Annotated in this window: 16 protein-coding genes; 9 read left to right on the top strand and 7 right to left on the bottom strand. The window is 59.2% G+C overall.

Features of this window, described 5'->3' with window-relative positions:
* Window positions 1-76: 76 nt before the first annotated feature.
* The gene (locus MKleb_RS15035) at window positions 77-1,066 is read right to left on the bottom strand and encodes a 2-hydroxyacid dehydrogenase (protein WP_004112629.1); all 990 of its coding nucleotides are present in this window, start codon (window positions 1,064-1,066) and stop codon (window positions 77-79) included.
* Between the two features lie 149 nt (window positions 1,067-1,215).
* On the bottom strand, window positions 1,216-1,713 hold the full coding sequence (locus MKleb_RS15030) for a DedA family protein (protein ID WP_025107963.1): 498 nt from the start codon (window positions 1,711-1,713) through the stop codon (window positions 1,216-1,218).
* A gap of 195 nt (window positions 1,714-1,908) precedes the next feature.
* On the opposite strand from MKleb_RS15030, the gene MKleb_RS15025 reads away from it, so the two are divergent.
* From MKleb_RS15025 to MKleb_RS15015, 3 genes are read left to right on the top strand one after another with little or no spacing between them, the layout of a single operon-like run.
* A complete protein-coding gene (locus MKleb_RS15025) occupies window positions 1,909-4,548 on the top strand; it encodes a YdbH family protein (protein WP_025107962.1) in 2,640 nt (879 codons plus the stop codon).
* Window positions 4,548-4,733 carry a YnbE family lipoprotein gene (locus tag MKleb_RS15020; protein WP_004121063.1) on the top strand — a complete coding sequence of 62 codons (186 nt, stop codon included), beginning with the start codon at window positions 4,548-4,550 and terminating at the stop codon, window positions 4,731-4,733. The genes MKleb_RS15025 and MKleb_RS15020 overlap by 1 nt, the downstream gene beginning before the upstream one ends.
* A gap of 7 nt (window positions 4,734-4,740) precedes the next feature.
* The gene (locus MKleb_RS15015) at window positions 4,741-5,064 is read left to right on the top strand and encodes a YdbL family probable chaperone protein (protein WP_014838317.1); all 324 of its coding nucleotides are present in this window, start codon (window positions 4,741-4,743) and stop codon (window positions 5,062-5,064) included.
* Here MKleb_RS15015 and feaR read toward each other — a convergent pair whose 3' ends face one another.
* Window positions 5,065-5,973, bottom strand: a complete 909-nt coding sequence (feaR, locus tag MKleb_RS15010) for a transcriptional regulator FeaR (protein WP_217075962.1) — start codon at window positions 5,971-5,973, stop codon at window positions 5,065-5,067. It lies immediately after the preceding gene.
* Between the two features lie 235 nt (window positions 5,974-6,208).
* Here feaR and MKleb_RS15005 point away from each other — a divergent pair, with 235 nt between their 5' ends.
* Entirely contained in the window at window positions 6,209-7,708 is a 1,500-nt protein-coding gene (locus MKleb_RS15005; RefSeq protein WP_025107960.1) for an aldehyde dehydrogenase family protein, read from the top strand.
* Window positions 7,709-7,864: 156 nt separating this feature from the next.
* Here the strand turns inward: MKleb_RS15005 and MKleb_RS15000 are convergent, their stop codons facing one another.
* Genes MKleb_RS15000 through MKleb_RS14985 form a run of 4 tightly spaced genes read right to left on the bottom strand, consistent with a single transcriptional unit; the run spans window position 7,865 to window position 11,875 of the window.
* Window positions 7,865-8,596: a class II aldolase and adducin N-terminal domain-containing protein gene (locus MKleb_RS15000; protein WP_025107959.1), complete on the bottom strand. Its 732-nt coding sequence runs from the start codon at window positions 8,594-8,596 to the stop codon at window positions 7,865-7,867.
* 4 nt (window positions 8,597-8,600) lie between these two features.
* On the bottom strand, window positions 8,601-9,431 hold the full coding sequence (locus MKleb_RS14995) for a transporter substrate-binding domain-containing protein (RefSeq protein WP_217075961.1): 831 nt from the start codon (window positions 9,429-9,431) through the stop codon (window positions 8,601-8,603).
* Window positions 9,432-9,454: 23 nt separating this feature from the next.
* Window positions 9,455-10,327 carry a phytanoyl-CoA dioxygenase family protein gene (locus tag MKleb_RS14990; protein ID WP_217075959.1) on the bottom strand — a complete coding sequence of 291 codons (873 nt, stop codon included), beginning with the start codon at window positions 10,325-10,327 and terminating at the stop codon, window positions 9,455-9,457.
* 27 nt (window positions 10,328-10,354) lie between these two features.
* Complete coding sequence (locus MKleb_RS14985; RefSeq protein WP_014229143.1) at window positions 10,355-11,875, bottom strand: amino acid ABC transporter permease/ATP-binding protein; 1,521 nt, start codon at window positions 11,873-11,875, stop codon at window positions 10,355-10,357.
* Between the two features lie 487 nt (window positions 11,876-12,362).
* Here MKleb_RS14985 and MKleb_RS14980 point away from each other — a divergent pair, with 487 nt between their 5' ends.
* From MKleb_RS14980 to argE, 5 genes are all read left to right on the top strand, one after another.
* Window positions 12,363-13,280, top strand: coding sequence for a LysR substrate-binding domain-containing protein (locus tag MKleb_RS14980; protein WP_009653045.1), 918 nt, complete (start codon window positions 12,363-12,365; stop codon window positions 13,278-13,280).
* A gap of 170 nt (window positions 13,281-13,450) precedes the next feature.
* Entirely contained in the window at window positions 13,451-14,710 is a 1,260-nt protein-coding gene (locus MKleb_RS14975) for a flavin-containing monooxygenase (protein WP_025107957.1), read from the top strand.
* Window positions 14,711-14,733: 23 nt separating this feature from the next.
* Window positions 14,734-15,168, top strand: coding sequence for a RidA family protein (locus MKleb_RS14970; protein WP_004139129.1), 435 nt, complete (start codon window positions 14,734-14,736; stop codon window positions 15,166-15,168).
* Window positions 15,165-15,839, top strand: coding sequence for a DUF1028 domain-containing protein (locus tag MKleb_RS14965; protein WP_014229145.1), 675 nt, complete (start codon window positions 15,165-15,167; stop codon window positions 15,837-15,839). Before MKleb_RS14970 ends, MKleb_RS14965 begins: the two co-directional genes overlap by 4 nt.
* A complete protein-coding gene (gene argE / locus MKleb_RS14960; RefSeq protein WP_025107956.1) occupies window positions 15,832-17,001 on the top strand; it encodes an acetylornithine deacetylase in 1,170 nt (389 codons plus the stop codon). Before MKleb_RS14965 ends, argE begins: the two co-directional genes overlap by 8 nt.
* The last annotated feature ends 7 nt before the right edge of the window (window positions 17,002-17,008 follow it).

Here is a 17,008-nt window from a genome sequence, read left to right as displayed (position 1 = left end):
TTTATCGCAGGCGATTACTGTGGGGATTATCTGAATGTGCCCCCCGCAGAGGAGGAGCACAAAAGGGAAAGGAATATCAGACCAGCGCGTTAGGGCAGGTTTCGCCAGCATCCACCTGACGCAGGTTGTCGAGGGTGGTTTGTGAAATGCTGATCAGCGCTTCCGCGGTCAGAAACGCCTGGTGACCGGTAAAAAGGACGTTATGGCAGGCGGAGAGACGGCGGAACACATCATCCTGAATCACGTCATTAGACTTATCTTCAAAGAACAGATCGCGTTCGTTCTCATATACGTCCATCCCCAGCGCGCCAATTTTCTGATGCTTCAGGGCGTCGATCGCTGCCTGAGAATCGATGAGCGCGCCGCGGCTGGTGTTGATGATCATCACCCCGTCTTTCATGCGATCAAACGCGGCATGGTTCAGCAAATGGTAGTTTTCATCGGTCAGCGGGCAGTGCAGGGAAATAACGTCAGACTCCCGGTACAGGGTTTCAAGATCGACATACTCCACGCCCATATCCAGCGCGGCGGCGCTTGGGTAGGGATCAAATGCCAGCAGACGCATACCGAAGCCTTTCAGAATGCGCAGCGCGGCGACGCCGATTTTACCGGTACCGATAACGCCGGCGGTTTTACCGTGCATGGTGAAACCGGTTAGTCCTTCAAGGGAGAAGTTCGCATCGCGGGTGCGCTGATAGGCGCGATGAATGCGGCGGTTTAGCGACATCATCATGCCGATCGCGTGCTCTGCGACCGCTTCCGGTGAGTAGGCGGGGACGCGCACCACGCGCAGGCCCAGCTCTTTCGCGGCATCGAGATCAACGTTGTTGAACCCCGCGCAGCGCAGCGCGATGTACTTCACGCCGTGGGCTTTCAGTTCTTCGAGTACCGGGCGGCTACCGTCATCGTTTACGAAGATGCACACCGCTTCACAGCCGTTGGCGGTTTTGGCGGTCTTTTCGGTTAGCAGGAAGTCAAAAAATTCCAGTTCAAAGCCGTATGCATCATTGACGTGCTGCAGATACTTCTTGTCGTACTGTTTCGTACTGTATACAGCGATTTTCATAAGACTTTTCTCCAGTGATAATACCGTCACGGTAGCATAATTAAAATAATCTTACAAATGTTAAAAACTAGTTTAATCAGCAGGTTATAGTATTAATTCTAGAGCATATCGTAGAGTTAAGAAATCTCTTTAAAAGACAATACGTTTCATTAAAAGTTGAGGCTCAGCGCCCCTGGCGCCAGCAGGACCAGCGGCCAGAGTAAACCTGAACTGACGTTAGCGAGCTGAAACTGCCAGAGAGAGGTCCCGCTGGCGCCGGTGACCAGCGGTACGGTGGCGCGCAGCGGAGAGAGAAAGCGGCTAAAAAAGACCGCCCACGCGCCGTGGCGGCGCAGGAACAGCTGGCCGCGAGCGAGGCGTTCGGCATTAAGCCAGCGGATACGATGCAGATGGTGCCGGTAGCGGTAGCCCGTCAGCCACGAGAGCCAGAATCCGCCGATGGCGCCGAGGCTGGCGCTCATCCACATTAACAAAAAATGGCCGACGCTGGCCGATGCCAGGGTGCCGAACAGCAGCAGTCCGGAGGTGCCGGGGATCAGCAGCGAGATAACGGCGCAAGATTTCGTGAATGTCAGCAGGAAAACCATCAGCAATACCAATGAATAGCGGCTCAGAGCGTATTCCATCAGCGAGATAATTAAGTCCACAGCACCATCCGTTTACGTTCGCAGGTGTGGACCAGTGTCGCAGGCGAAAACTAAACCCCGGTTAAATAGCCGGCTGGTGAATCACATAGCGGCGACTACGCTTAAACGGGATGGAAACTTTAACTCACAGGTCGAACGTGCCACAATAGCGGCCTCTCGGCTTTTACTTATTTCGAATCAGGATATTAGCTGCCCATGAAGGGTAAATATAAAGCCGCCATCGCGCTATTATTAGCCCTCGTGCTGCTACCGCTGGCTTTGCTATTAACGCTCACCCACTGGGTGCCCACGCTGGCAGGTATCTGGCTACCGGCGGGAACCCGAATCTCACTTAATGAAAGCCCGCGACTGACGCGCTCCGCGCTGCGTATTCCGGATCTGCGCTACCTGGTCGGCGACTGCGAAATCGCGCGCGTCGCCAATGCCTCGCTCTCGCGTCCCAGCCGCTGGCGTTTACATATCAGCGAGCTGGATATAAACAGCGCCTGCCTGAACAAGCTCCCGGAAAGCGAAGCCGCGCCGGGGGCGCCGAAAACCCTCGCCGAATGGCAATCAATGCTCCCTTACAGCTGGCTGACGATTGACAATCTGCGCCTGTCGCCGTGGGAGAAATGGCAGGGGCGGCTGGTGATGTCGCTAACGCCGCAGCAGCAGGATATCGGCTATGCCGGTAAAGAGGTTACCCTCCAGGCGCGGCTGCGCGGCCAGGTGCTGACGGTCAGCGATTTTTCCGCGCGTCTGGTGGAAGACCAGGCGCCGGTGAAGCTGGTGGGCGAGTTTCAGATGCCGCTGGTGCCGGACGGTTTGCCGGTCGACGGCCACCTGTTCAGCACCTTTGAATTTCCACAAACCCCCGGTCTTGTCGATGCCGAGCTGGAGTGGCAGAAGAACCGCGGGCAGCTGCTGGTCACGCCGCGCGGTGAAGTGGAGCCGATGCTTGACCTGCCGTGGGAAATCACCCCGGATCGTATCGTCATCAGCGATGGCCGCTGGCACACCGAATACGCGGGCAACGCCTTGAGCGGCCGGGTTGCGCTTTCGCTGGGCAACTGGCAGCAGGGCACCGAGCAGATGCAGGTCAGCGGGCGTCTTAACGTGCTCACTCAGGGCCAGGCCGGGAAGGGCAACGCCGTGCTGAATATCGGCCCCGGTAAGCTGAGCATGGACAGCAGCGACATGCCGCTACAGCTGACCGGCGAGGCCAAGCTCGGCGATCTGATTTTTTATGCCCGACTGCCCGCGCAGCTGAGCGGGCCGCTTACCGCGCCGGTGCTCAATTTTCACCCCGGCGCGCTGCTGCGTTCGCGCGGGCGGGTCATCGATTCGTTGAATATCGATGAAATCCGCTGGCCGCTGGCGGGCGTTAAAGTGACGCAACAGGGCGTTGATGGCCGCCTGCAGGCTATTCTGCGCGCCCATGAGCAGGAGATGGGGGATTTTATCCTGCATCTTGATGGCCAGGCCGACAACTTTATGCCCGACCGCGGCCGCTGGCAGTGGCGCTACTGGGGCGATGGCCATTTCACCCCGATGCAGGCGCGCTGGGATGTTAAAGGCGCGGGCGAATGGGTTGATAGCGCCATTGTGCTCAACAGCCTGTCGACCGGCTTCGATAAGCTGCAGTATGGATCCATGCTGGTGAGTACCCCGCGCCTGACGCTGGAAAAACCGATCCACTGGCTGCGCGATGAGCAGCATCCTAAACTGACCGGCGCGCTGTCGCTGGATGCCGGGAAAACCACCTTCAGCGGCGGCAGCGAACTGCCGCCGTCAACGCTTAAGTTCAACATTGATGGCCGCGATCCGACCCGGTTCCGGTTCAGCGGCTCCCTGCATGCGCAAAAAATTGGCCCCGTGCGCGTGACCGGGCGCTGGGACGGCGAACGTCTGCGCGGCGAGGCGTGGTGGCCAAAACAGTCGCTGACCGTTTTCCAGCCGTTGGTGCCGCCGGAGTGGAAGATGAACCTGCGTGAGGGAACGCTCTACGCGCAGGTGGCATTCTCTGCCGCCGCCGAACAGGGCTTCGTGGCGGGCGGTCACGGTGTGCTCAAAGACGGCAGCGCCTGGATGCCGGATAACCAGATCAACGGCGTCGATTTTGTGCTGCCGTTCCGCTTTAGCGACGCCACCTGGCAGCTTGGCACCCGCCATCCGGTATCGCTGCGCATCGGCGAAGTCGTCAACCAGTTCACCGCGCGCAATCTGACGGCGGATCTCCAGGGCGCCTGGCCCTGGAGTGAAGACGCACCTTTACAGTTAAGCAACGTCAGCGTCGATATTCTCGGCGGCAAGCTGACCATGCAGCAGCTGCGGATGCCGCAGCACGATCCGGCGCTGCTGCGTCTGCAAAACATCTCCAGCAGCGAGTTAATTAGCGCGATTAAAGTGAAGCAGTTCGCCGTGTCCGGCCCGTTTAACGGCGCGCTGCCGCTGTGGCTGGATAACGATAAATGGATTATCAAGGACGGCTGGTTCAGCAATCCGGGGCCGATGACGATGCGTCTTGATAAAGACACCGCTGACGCGCTGGTGGCCGACAACGTCTCCGCCGGGGCGGCCATTAACTGGCTGCGCTATATGGAAGTGGCCACCTCGTGGACGCGGATCAACCTCGATAACCTCGGCGTACTGACGCTGAAGGCGACGATTAGCGGCACCAGCCGGGTAGAAGGCAAAAGCAATACGGTGCACTTAAACTACTCCCATGAAGAGAATATTTTTGACCTGTGGCGCAGCTTGCGTTTCGGCGACAATCTGCAGGCGTGGCTGGAGCAGAACGCCAGGCTGCCCGCGCCGCGCTGTCAGGACAGTCATACCTGTAAGGAACAACAATAATGATCAAACTATTCGCCGCCTTTCTGGCCACCGCGCTGCTGGCGGGCTGTACGCCGCGTATTGAAATCGCGGCATCGAAAGAGCCGATCACCATCAATATGAACGTCAAAATTGAGCATGAAATTCATATCAAGCTGGATAAAGACGTTGAGAATCTGCTCAAATCGCGTAGCGATCTGTTCTGAGGCGATGATGAGAATACGACTGATAACCGCCGCGCTGGCGCTGGTGCTGTTCAGCGCTCAGGCGCAGGCCCTGACCCTGAATGAGGCTCGCCAGCAGGGGCGGGTTGGCGAAACCCTCAACGGCTATCTTGAACCGCTGCGTCAGGATAAAGAAACCCTTGAGCTGGTGAAACAGATCAACGCCGCCCGCAGCGACAGCTATCAGCAGCTGGCGGATGACAATAATCTACCGGTGGATCAGGTGGCGAAAATGGCCGGTCAGAAGCTGGTCGCCAGGGCGCAGCCGGGCGAGTACGTGAAGGGCCTTAACGGCAAATGGCTGAAAAAATAGCTATCGGCAGCGCTTGCGATACTCCCCCGGCGAGACGCCGAAGCGCTGCTTAAAGGCGGTGGAAAAATGGCTATGATCGCTGAAGCCCCAGCTGTAGCCGATCCCCGCCAGCTTTTCGTCATCATGGGCGCTTTGCAGCGCGCGGGCGCACAAATCGAGCCGACGATTCTTGATATATTGCGCCACCACCAGCCCCTTTTCCGCAAACAGCCGATAGAGGCTGCGCACCGACATGCCGGTTTCGCTGGCCAGCCACTCCGGGCGCAGATGTTCCGCCTGAATCGACTCATCGATTAACGCCATGATTTTCTGAAACTGCTTATCGCGCCGGGACGGCTGGGCCTCCTGATGATGCAGCATCGGGCGCAGCAGGCAGACGATGGCCTCCAGCGCCGCTTTGCTTTCGCTGGCCGAGAGTTCAGGGCTGTTCATGCTTTCATGCAGCAGGCGCTGGCTGAGCTGGACCATCGGCAGGCTTTTCGCCAGCCGGGTAGCGATGCTGATTTCACTGCCGCGCAGCTGTTGCTCCAGCAGCGATCTTGGCAGCAGCAGGGAGGCCTGACGCGAGGTTTGCTGCCAGATAATTGAACAGGGACGAGACGCGTCGATCAGGGTGATATCGCCGCTTTCCAGCATCGCCTGGCGGCCATCCTGCTCGATCGTTGCCTGGCCCGCGAGCTGGAAGACGGTATAAAACCAGGCGTCGTTATCGCGCTGGATCTCTTGTCGGGTGCGATAAAGATTAATGCCGCAGGCGGTCACCGTGCTGACTTTCAGGTCGCCGGCATAGCTGGCGTCGATCTCACCGTGGAAATTATCAGCCAGCGGACGGGCGGCAAACTGCCCGCAGACCTGATTGATTTTTGCTAACCAATGCTGGTAGTTCTGCTCACGATTTGCCGTACTCATCGCGCATCCCTTGTAATAATAATGTTTTTGCATTGTTGCACTTATGATGCCGGAGGCAAGGGGCAACGGCGGAGTATATGAAAGAACTATTACCTGCTGCACATTTTCTGTCCGCCTCATCAACTTAATTGCGGCGCCTGTCACAGCGGCAACAGCGAATGTCACAGAGAAAAAAGCGTGAATCGCGACCCCGGCATAAACTGAAACCACTATCCGTGAACAATAAGGAAGGGGTATGTCCACATCACAGGTCGCGCTACTCGCCAGCGTGCAGCAGTTTTTAGACAGACAGCATGGGTTGTATCTCGACGGTGCGCAGCAGGCGGCAGAGAGCGAAAAGCGCTTAACCGTCTGGGATCCGGCCACCGGTCAGGCTATCGCCAGCACCGCGGATGCTAACGCCGCGGATGTCGATCGGGCGGTGATGTCCGCCTGGCGCGCTTTCGTTTCCCGCAGTTGGGCAGGGCGGACGCCCGCCGACCGCGAACGGATCCTGCTGCGCTTCGCCGATCTGGTGGAGCAGCACGGCGAGGAGCTGGCGCAGCTGGAGACCCTTGAACAGGGGAAATCGATTAACATTTCCCGCGCCTTTGAAGTGGGCTGCACGCTGAACTGGATGCGCTATACCGCCGGACTGACCACTAAAATCAGCGGCCGCACCCTCGACGTATCGATCCCCTTCCCGCAGGGCGCACGCTATCAGGCGTGGACCAAAAAAGAGCCGGTGGGCGTGGTGGCCGGGATCGTGCCGTGGAATTTCCCGTTGATGATCGGCATGTGGAAAGTGATGCCCGCGCTGGCGGCTGGCTGCTCGATCGTCATTAAGCCGTCGGAAACCACGCCGCTGACCCTGCTGCGGGTAGCGGAACTGGCAACCGAGGCCGGCGTGCCGGACGGCGTTTTTAACGTGGTGACCGGCAGCGGCGCCGGGTGCGGCGCGGCGCTGACCTCTCACCCTCAGGTCGCCAAGGTGAGCTTTACCGGATCGACCGCTACCGGTAAACAGATTGCCCGCGTGGCCGCTGACCGCCTTACCCGGGTCACGCTGGAGCTGGGCGGCAAGAACCCGGCCATCGTGCTGAAAGATGCCGATCCGCAGTGGGTTATTGAGGGATTAATGACCGGTAGCTTTCTGAATCAGGGGCAGGTGTGCGCCGCCAGTTCGCGAATTTATATCGAAGCGCCGCTGTTCGATACGCTGGTGAGCGGCTTCGAGCAGGCGGTGAAGTCGCTACAGGTCGGGCCCGGTATGCTCGAGAGCAGCCAGATTAACCCGGTGGTATCGCAGGTGCATTGCGCAAAAGTGGCGGCCTATCTTGATGAAGCCCGTCAGCAGAAGGCAGAGCTGATTAGCGGTAACGTGGGGCCGAATGCGCAGGGCTACTATATTGCGCCAACGCTGGTGATTAATCCCGACGCCGGGCTGCGCCTTAGCCGGGAAGAGGTTTTCGGTCCGGTGGTGAACCTGGTACGCGTGGCCGACGGGGAAGAGGCGCTGCGCCTGGCCAACGACAGCGATTTTGGCCTGACCGCCAGCGTCTGGACCCGCGACCTGAGCCAGGCGCTGAGCTATACCGATCGCCTGCAGGCGGGGACGGTGTGGGTCAACAGCCATACGCTGATCGACGCCAACCTGCCGTTCGGCGGCATGAAGCAGTCCGGTACCGGCCGCGATTTCGGCCCCGACTGGCTGGACGACTGGTGCGAAACAAAGTCGGTCTGCGTGCGCTACTAGCCGCCTTTTCCCCGGTGGCGGCTGGCGCCTTACCGGGGCTACAAGCGCGTAACTTGCGGATTCTGTCGCCAGTCCTGCGGCAAAATCCGCGCCTCGATACCTCAAATCCGGCTTATCTCCGTATGCCCGGTGGCGCCTTTCTCCGGGAGTAAACCGTCACTCCAGCAAGGACGGGTCGGCGTCGATCATCATCTGCTTCATCTCTGCAAAATGCTGGCGTGAAAAGTCGGCGATCCCCTCCCAGTCCTGCGCGGTTTTCTCCGCCACCGCAGCGGAGAGCACTTTCAGCGGCTGCCCCGTTGACCAGGCGGTCACCAGAATCTGGCAGGCGCGCTCCAGAGTCCAGATATCATCGAAAGCCTCGCCAATCGACGGTGCGGTCACCAGTACGCCGTGGTTGCCCATCAGCAGCCGGCGCTTGTCGGCCAGCAGCGACGCCAGACGCGCGCCTTCCGCCGTGGTGTCCGCCATGCCGCCGTACAACCTATCGACGGCTACCCGATTGAAATAGCGCGCCGTGTTCTGATCGATCGGCGGGATATGCGGCGTCTCGAGGCAAGCAACGCTGGTGGTATACACCGGATGCAGGTGCAGTACCACCCGCACCTCCGGCAGGCGCTGGTGGATCTGCCCGTGAATCGCCCACGCCGTGGCGTCCACGTCCGCTCGCCGGGCGCAGGCTTCATCATCGGCGTCCAGCAGCAGCAGGTCGCTGGCGCGGATGCGCGAAAAGTGTTTCCACTTCGGATTCAGCAGGAATTTTTTGCCGTCCGCCGAGATGGCCGCGCTAAAGTGGTTGGCCACCGCTTCGTGCATCCCGAGATGGGCGATGATGCGAAAGGTCGCCGCCAGGTCGATACGCGTCTGTTCTTCATAAGAGCGGGCCATATGATTACTCCGCTTTCGGCATCAGGGTCTGCAGATCCTCTGGCGTCGGGGCCTGGAAGTTATATTTCTTCAGCAGCGCGGCGTATTCCGGCGTCGCGCTGTATTTCTTCAGCCCTTCCTCCAGCGCGGTTTTCACTTCGCTATTGCCTTTTTTCACCCCAAAGCCATTGAGCACCGGATAAATTAAGGTTTCGGAAGAGATGGTCACCCGATCGCCAAGCTTATCAATCACGCCGCGCGCCACCGCCGCATCGGTGATTTGCGCCTCAACCGCCCGCGAGAGCAGCGCCTGGGTGGTTTGCGGGTCTGTGGTGTATTCACTGAGCGCTATCGGCTTCAGGCCCTTTTTCACGCAGTAGTCGGCGGAGAGCTTTTGCAGCTGCGCCAGCCATGACGTCGCCCCCATTGAACCAATTTTGTGGCCGCAAAACTCTTCCTGCGTTTTCGGCTGATAGTCGCTGCCTTTCAGCGCGAGGATCGCTTCGCCGCTTTTCAGATAGGGCACCATATCGATAACCTTCAGACGCTCGGCGGTGATGTACATTGACGAGTTGGTGATATCGAAGCGTCCGCCCTGCAAGCCCGGAATCAAATTCGGAAACCGGGTATCAATATTCACCGCCTCGCGGCCCATGGTTTTCGCCAGCCCGGCAAGAAACTCGATATCGAACCCGGCGGGCTTGTTGTTTTCCATATATTCATACGGGAAAAAGGTCATATCCGAACCGGCGGTGATTTTCCCCAGCTGCTGGAAGGCCTGGGCGCTAAAGGACGACAGGGCGCCGGCGGTGCAAAGGAGCAGGGCAGCAGGGCGGAAAGCTTTAAAACGTTTCATACAACCTCCAGAGAGTGGGCAAATTACATGCTGGCGCGATCGGTACCGGCCTGCTGGACGAAAAAGGATGCGCCGCGCGGTTTTTGCGGCAGGCGTAAATGATTCACGGTACTGCGCACCAGGCCGCTCTCTTCCCCGGCAACCATCTGCCCGGCGTGCGCGCTGGGCAGCGGATTTTCGCCGTACGGCAGGGCATCTTCCGCCGCGTAGACGCTGATAAACAGCGTCCGCGGCAGGTCGGTTTCATTGGGGCTGGAGGCGTGGAGCAGACGAGTATGCATAAAGCACACCGATCCCGCCGGGCCAAAACAGGCCTGCGGCTGCTGGCAGTGGGTCGCTTCAACCTCCCGATCCACGGCGCCGGTAAAACGATCGTTTTGCCAGTGGGACCACAGCGGTCCCCGATGGCTTCCTGGCACCACGTTGAGCGGGCCGTTCTCCGGCGTCACTTCGCTGACCATCAGCAGGGCGGTGATGATGTCGTCATTGCTGTGGGGGGTAAACAGAAAATCCTGGTGCCATTTCACCTGCGTGGCGGTGTGCGGCAGCTTGGAGTTGATTTTGCTGTGATGGAAGCGGGTCCCGCTGCCGCCGATCAGCTGGCCGGCAATCGCCGCCATTCTCGAATCAAGCGCGGCGTGGCGGTAGGCGGCGGAAATCTCCGTGGGGGAACTCACACGGCGCAGCGACGGATGATGGGGCGCATGGTCGCTTTCGAGGTCGAAACGCGGCCGACCGTCCAGGGGTTCGCCCCACACCTCGCTATGCTGTCGGCTCTCTTCGACCCAGGCGTCGAAATCGGCCTGCAGCAGCGCGACTTCCTCGGCGGAAAGCACCTCTTCGACAACCAGAAAACCCTGCTGATGAAACTGTTCGATTTGCCACTGCGCGATCATATTTTTCTCCTTTCGGGAACGGAGGCGTTAAGCCAAAGAGACATCTTTCAGGAAGGCATCCACGCGCGGATGCTGGCCGTCGCGCATTGCCTGAGGCGTGTCGTCGCAGACCACGCGTCCTTTTTCCATAAACACAATTCGATCGGAAACCTTAAAGGCGAAGTTCATTTCATGGGTGACGATCACCATGGTGATGCCTTCATGGGCCAGCGATTCGATAACCTGCAGAACCTCGTTAACTTTTTCCGGATCCAGCGCCGAGGTGGGCTCATCGAACAGCATAATTTGTGGGCGCATCATCAGGGCGCGGGCAATCGCTACCCGCTGCTGCTGGCCGCCGGAAAGCTGATGCGGATATTTCCACGCGTGTTCCAGCATGCCGACTTTATGCAGCAGTTCGCAGGCGTGCTGCTTCAGCTCGCCTTCGCTGGCCAGATGGTGATAGCGCGGCGCCAGCAGCAGGTTGCCGAGTACGGTCAGGTGGGGGAACAGGTTGAAGCTCTGGAAAACCATGCCGATATTCTGGCGATGCTCGCTGTTCTCCATAAAACGCGGCTTCTGCTGCCCCTGGCGGTCAAGGTGAATAAAAGGCTGGCCGTTGATTTTGATCTCGCCGTTATCAATCTGCTCAAGGCCGTTCAGCAGGCGGATCAGCGTGGTTTTACCGGAGCCGGACGGGCCGATGACGGAGACCACTTCGCCGGGCTGAATTTGCAGGCTGACGGCGCCCAGCACTTCGACATTGTTATAGGCTTTATGCAGCTTTGACGCCTGCAGCGCCGGTTCCTGCGCGACGCTAACGCTGCGGGCCATTGCCGGACGCCGCGCGGTGGCCAGCTGCTGCATTTCTTCATCCACCGGTCGCGTGGTCTTACGCTGGGTGACGTCGAGCCAGGTCTCGAGGCGCTTAAGCAGGAAATCAAACACCGTGACGATCAGGATGTAGTAAAACGCCACCGCCGCCATGGTTTCCATGACGAGGAAATTCTGCGAATAGAGGCGCTGGCCGACCATTAAGATCTCGGTCAGGGAGATAACCGACACCAGCGAGCTGAGCTTGACGATGGCGATATACTCATTAGCCAGCGCCGGCAGGGCGACGCGCAGCGCCTGCGGGATCACCACACGCCACTGGGTGCCAGCATAGCGCAGCCCGAGCGCGCGGGCGGCTTCGCTCTGTCCTTTCGGAATCGACAGCAGTCCGCCGCGATGAATTTCAGCAATATAGGCGGCTTCGCTCAGCACCATCGCCAGCAGTCCGGCCCAGAACGGGTCGTTCAGCACCGGGGCGAAGGAGGGCAGCGCCTGCGGCATGTTGTAGACAAAAATCAGCAGTACCAGCAGCGGCATGCTGCGAAACAGCCAGATATAGAGGCGGGCAGGCGCGTTAAACAGCTTGCGCGGCGACTGTTTGGCCAGCGCCAGAATAAACCCCAGCACAATACTGAAAGCCCAGGTCAGCAAACTTAATTTGATGACGGTCCAGGTGGCCTGCCAGAAATCGACATCGCTGAGCAGGCTTAACATATAGTTCCAGTTAAACGTCATGGGCTATTTCACTCGCCATAATTAACGGAAATTAAGGCGATTCCCCTGTTCTAAAATGGGGAGCCGCCGGCGTTCATCTTGCCATGACACTATGCTGGCACTCTTCGACCGGTGGCAATTAGTAAATTTTTGGCCTTTAAGTTTAAAAAAACTATACAGCTATATTAACCTCAGGGAATTTAACGCAATTAATGAGAAACAGCATTGAAACAACTTAAAAACAATCACCCTTATTTTTAAACCTGATTTTTCGTAAAATGACAATTTGTGCAATATTGGGGCGCGCCGCGGGCGAATAAGGTGCAGGGCGATGCTTTATGGTGCAATAGGCGAAATCCGGCAAAAAAAGAGGGCGGGTTATTAAATAGAAACGGCGGTTATTTACCGACGAGGTAAAGCGCAAACGGCATGGCACGATGCTTGCAGGCTGCTTATCGTAAAACTAAGCCCGTTCGTAATAAGACAATATTTTATCAATGGTGAAGCGATGAACCGATTTACCCTCAAACAGCTTAAATATTTCGTGACGGTGGTGGAAACGGAGAGTATCGCTGAGGCTTCCCGTCAGCTGCACATTGCCCAGCCGTCGATCTCTATTGCGATTAAAAACCTCGAAAGTACCTTCGACCAGCAGCTGTTTATTCGTCACCATGCGCAGGGCGTATCCCTGACCTCAAGCGGGCGGCGCTTCTACGATAAAGCCAAAGAGCTGCTGCGGCTGTCGTATGAGTTTGAGCAGAACTCGCGGGCGGATAAAGAGCTGGTATCCGGGACTATTTCCGTCGGCTGCTTTGAATCCGTCGCGCCGCTGTATATGCCAAAACTGGTGGCGGGATTTAAAAAAATGTATCCCGAAATCACTCTCCAGCTCTACGACGGCGAACAGCATGAACTGATGCACGGTCTGCACCGCGGGCGCTTCGATCTGGCGCTGGTCTACGACCTGGAGCTGGGTCACTCCATTCATAAAGAGCTGCTGAACGCCCCGCATAAACCCTATGCTTTGCTGCCCGCTTCTCATCCGCTGGCGCAGAAAAAATGCGTCACGCTCCAGGAATTAAGCCGGGAACCGATGATTTTGCTCGATGCGGTCCCCAGCAAAAACTATTTTGTCTCGATATTTAAAGAGAAAGGTTATCACCCGGAAGTGGCCTACAGTTCGCCGTCCATAGAAATGGTGCGCTGTATGGTCGGGCAGGGATTAGGCTTTTCGGTACTGGTTACCCGTCCGCTGTGCGATATGACCTATGACGGCGAAAAGCTGGTGCAGCTGGATATTGCCGACGAAATGCCCGCATCGACATTAATTATGGCGCATCTTGCCAATAATGAACCCACGCGTCCGACGCAGCTATTTATGGATTATTGCCGCAGCATAGAATTAACGCCGCATCAGCACGCGTAATTTAATTAACGCGGCCGAAAGCGTTATTTTTTTTGTCGCGTCATTCAGCCTCGTAAATTTCTATTCAGACGATCGTTTTATAATAATTTACCATTTCATCACACTTACTTAACCTGAGTTCTGTCAATCCCGGCGGATAAGCCGGACAACCGTGCTTGAAGGACACAGATATGACAGAGCAGATTACAGAGATCGATACCCTGGTGGTAGGTGCGGGGCAGGCGGGCGTCGCCATGAGCGAGCATCTGACGCATCACGGCATTCCGCATCTGGTGCTGGAAAAAAAGCGCATCGCTGAGGCCTGGCGCAGCGGCCGCTGGGATTCGCTGGTGGCCAACGGCCCGGCCTGGCACGATCGGTTTCCCGGCATGACCTTTCCCGGCTGCGACGCCGACAGCTTTGTCGCCAAAGAGCAAATCGCCGACTATTTCGCCGCGTATGCCAAAACCTTTAATGCACCGATCAAAACCGGCGTTGAGGTCTTTAGCGCCGAGCGCTTAAACGGCCGTCCGGGGTTTCGCGTGGAAACGTCACTGGGCGTGATTGAGGCGCAGCGTATCGTCGCCGCTACCGGGCCGTTCCAGCGCCCGGTGATACCGGCCATCGCGCCGCAGGATAGCGCTGTACAGCAGATTCATTCTGCGCACTATTTCAACCCGCAGCAGCTTCCGGAAGGCGGCGTGCTGGTGGTTGGCGCGGGGTCGTCCGGCGTGCAAATCGCCGATGAGCTCCGCCGGGCGGGGCGCGCGGTATGGCTCTCCGTCGGCGCGCACGATCGCCCGCCGCGCCGCTACCGCCAGCGCGATTTTTGCTGGTGGCTGGGGGTGTTAGGGCTGTGGGATGCGGCGGCCAATCAGCCCGGCAAAGAGCACGTGACGATTGCGGTCAGCGGCGCGCGCGGCGGTCATACCGTTGATTTTCGCCAGCTGGCGCACCAGGGAATTACCCTGGTCGGACAGACGCACGGCTTTACCGAGGGCAAAGCCGTTTTCCGTGCCGATCTGGCGGACAACATTCGTCTCGGCGACGCCTCCTATCTGGCGCTGCTCGACGCCGCGGATGAGTATATCGCTCGCAACGGGCTGTCGCTGCCGGAAGAGCCGGAAGCGCGCTTTTTCCTGCCCGACCCCGATTGCCTGACCCAGCCCCTCACCGAGCTCGACCTGGCAGCCGCGGGGGTGAGCTGCATTATCTGGGCTACCGGCTATACCACCGATTACCGCTGGCTGAAGGTCAACGCCTTTAATGAACAGCAGCGCCCGCAGCATCATCGCGGCGTTTCCAGCGAACCGGGCGTCTATTTCCTCGGTCTGCCGTGGCTCTCCCGCCGTGGCTCAACCTTTATCTGGGGCGTCTGGCACGATGCGAAATATATCGCCGATCAGATTGCCATTCAGCGCCAGTATCAACGCTATCAACCTTCCTGCTAATGCCTGATTTGAGGACGCAACCTATGCCAACCCATACCCGTATTCGGATGTTTAACACCAAAGAAACCTATCCCAATCAGACGCTCAATAACGATCTGTGCCAGGCGGTGCGCGCGGGAAACACCGTGTACGTTCGCGGTCAGGTGGGTACCGATTTTGACGGCAATTTGATCGGCCTGGGCGACCCGCGCGCCCAGGCAGAACAGGCGATGAAGAACGTTAAACAGCTGCTGGAAGAGGCCGGCAGCGATCTGACGCATATTGTGAAAACGACGACCTATCTGATCGACCCGCGCTACCGCGAACCGGTGTACCAGGAAGTGGGGAAATGGCTCAAAGGCGTGTTTCCCATTTCGACCGGCGTGGTGGTATCGGCTCTCGCGCAGCCGCAGTGGCTGATGGAAATTGACGTTACGGCGGTGATCCCTGACGACTGGCATGCGCAGGAGGCACCATGACCCTCTCTATTTCCGCCCTGTGCCCGGAGTCAGGTCAACTGGGCATTGCGATTAGCTCATCCAGCATTGCCGTCGGCGCCCGCTGCCCGTGGCTGCTGGCGGGCGTTGGCGCGGTGTCCAGCCAGAACATCACGCTGCCCGCGCTCGGACCGCAGATCCTTGCCGGGCTTGAGGCGGGACTCACGCCGCAGCAGGCCCTGACGCAGGCGCTGGGCGAAGACCGGTTTAGCGATTATCGCCAGGTGGCGGTCATCGACGCCAGCGGCGAGAGCGCCGTGTTCAGCGGCGAGCATACGCTCGGCATCTGGCAGCTGGCGCAGGGCGAGAACTGCGTGGCGGCGGGGAATATGCTGGCCAACCCGCAGGTGATTACCGCCATGACGGCGGCGTTCGAAGCCGCCAGCGGCGAACTGGCCAGTCGCCTGATCGCGGCTTTGCAGGCGGGTATCGATGCGGGCGGCGAAGCCGGGCCGGAGCACTCGGCGGCGCTTAAAGTCGTGGAGGATTACGCCTGGCCGGTGGTGGATTTACGCGTCGACTGGGCGGAAGAACGCCCGGTAGCGGCGCTGGAAGCGCTGTGGCTGGCCTACGAGCCGCAGATGGAAGCGTACATCACCCGCGCGCTTGACCCGCGCGAAGCGCCGACCTACGGGGTGCCGGGCGATGAATAACCGCGTGCGTGAGATCCTCGGCGCGCTGCTGGCGTTTGATACCACCAGCCGCGAGTCGAATCTGGCGCTGATTGCCTGGATCGGCGACTTTCTGCGCGCGCGCGGCGTGACGTCGCAGCTGTTTTATGACGACGAAGGGCGCAAGGCAAACCTCTATGCCCGCCTTGGGCCAACCGGCCCCGGCGGGGTGATGCTCTCCGGCCATACAGACGTGGTGCCGGTGGATGGTCAGGCGTGGACGGTGCCGCCGTTCGCCCTTACCGAACGCGACGGGCGCTACTACGGTCGCGGCAGCGCGGATATGAAAGGGTTTATCGCCTGCGTGCTGGCGTCGCTGGAGGCGTTTCTTGCCGCGCCGCTGCGGATGCCGCTGCACCTGGGATTCTCTTATGATGAGGAGGTTGGCTGCCTGGGCGTGCGCAGCCTGGTGGATTTTCTCCGCGCCTCCGCCGGGAAACCGGCGCTGTGCATTATCGGCGAGCCGACCGACATGCGCCCGGTCTACGGCCATAAAGGCAAGCTCGCGGTGCGCTGCCGTGTGGAAGGGCACTCCTGCCACTCGGCCTACGCCCCGGAAGGGGTTAACGCGATCAGCTACGCGGCCAGGCTGATTTCCCGGCTGGACGCGCTGGGTGAAAGCCTTGCGCAGCAGCAGGATAGCCGGTTTTCGCCGCCCTCGGGCACGCTGCAGGTGGGGACGATTCACGGCGGCGCGGCGCTGAATATCGTTCCGCAATCCTGCTGGTTCGACTTTGAGATTCGCTATTTACCCGGCACGCGCCCGCAGGCCGTGACCGACGCCCTGGGCGATTATGCCCGCGAGCAGCTGCTTCCGGCGATGCGCAAGGTGGCGCAGCGCAGCGATATTCATTTCCAGACGCTGAGCCACTATCCGGGGCTGCTGAGCGACCCGCAGTCAGAGTTCGCCCGCTGGCTGGCGCAGTGGTGCGGCAGCGACGATTTCACCACCGTCGCCTACGGCACCGAAGGCGGCCTGTTTGACGAGGCGGGCGTCGCGACGCTGATCTGCGGGCCGGGCAGCATGGCTCAGGGCCACAAGGCGGACGAATATATCAGTATCCCCCAGACCGAACGCTGTATGGCGATGCTGGAAAACCTTTGCGCCTGGATGCGCGCCGATCCCTCCGATTCTCTTCGCTGATTTATCA

This window comes from Klebsiella sp. PL-2018, assembly GCF_019048985.1.
GTDB lineage: Bacteria > Pseudomonadota > Gammaproteobacteria > Enterobacterales > Enterobacteriaceae > Klebsiella > Klebsiella michiganensis.
The sequence above is the reverse complement of the archived record's forward strand: the minus strand, read 5'-3'. Positions and strand labels throughout refer to the sequence as shown.

Bases quoted from the DNA above. Each gene is read 5' to 3' on its own strand.
- MKleb_RS15035 (WP_004112629.1), bottom strand. From the start codon at position 1,066: ATGAAAATCGCTGTATACAGTACGAAACAGTACGACAAGAAGTATCTG.
- MKleb_RS15025 (WP_025107962.1), top strand. From the start codon at position 1,909: ATGAAGGGTAAATATAAAGCCGCCATCGCGCTATTATTAGCCCTCGTG.
- MKleb_RS15020 (WP_004121063.1), top strand. From the start codon at position 4,548: ATGATCAAACTATTCGCCGCCTTTCTGGCCACCGCGCTGCTGGCGGGC.
- MKleb_RS15015 (WP_014838317.1), top strand. From the start codon at position 4,741: ATGAGAATACGACTGATAACCGCCGCGCTGGCGCTGGTGCTGTTCAGC.
- feaR (WP_217075962.1), bottom strand. From the start codon at position 5,973: ATGAGTACGGCAAATCGTGAGCAGAACTACCAGCATTGGTTAGCAAAA.
- MKleb_RS15005 (WP_025107960.1), top strand. From the start codon at position 6,209: ATGTCCACATCACAGGTCGCGCTACTCGCCAGCGTGCAGCAGTTTTTA.
- MKleb_RS15000 (WP_025107959.1), bottom strand. From the start codon at position 8,596: ATGGCCCGCTCTTATGAAGAACAGACGCGTATCGACCTGGCGGCGACC.
- MKleb_RS14995 (WP_217075961.1), bottom strand. From the start codon at position 9,431: ATGAAACGTTTTAAAGCTTTCCGCCCTGCTGCCCTGCTCCTTTGCACC.
- MKleb_RS14990 (WP_217075959.1), bottom strand. From the start codon at position 10,327: ATGATCGCGCAGTGGCAAATCGAACAGTTTCATCAGCAGGGTTTTCTG.
- MKleb_RS14985 (WP_014229143.1), bottom strand. From the start codon at position 11,875: ATGACGTTTAACTGGAACTATATGTTAAGCCTGCTCAGCGATGTCGAT.
- MKleb_RS14980 (WP_009653045.1), top strand. From the start codon at position 12,363: ATGAACCGATTTACCCTCAAACAGCTTAAATATTTCGTGACGGTGGTG.
- MKleb_RS14975 (WP_025107957.1), top strand. From the start codon at position 13,451: ATGACAGAGCAGATTACAGAGATCGATACCCTGGTGGTAGGTGCGGGG.
- MKleb_RS14970 (WP_004139129.1), top strand. From the start codon at position 14,734: ATGCCAACCCATACCCGTATTCGGATGTTTAACACCAAAGAAACCTAT.
- MKleb_RS14965 (WP_014229145.1), top strand. From the start codon at position 15,165: ATGACCCTCTCTATTTCCGCCCTGTGCCCGGAGTCAGGTCAACTGGGC.
- argE (WP_025107956.1), top strand. From the start codon at position 15,832: ATGAATAACCGCGTGCGTGAGATCCTCGGCGCGCTGCTGGCGTTTGAT.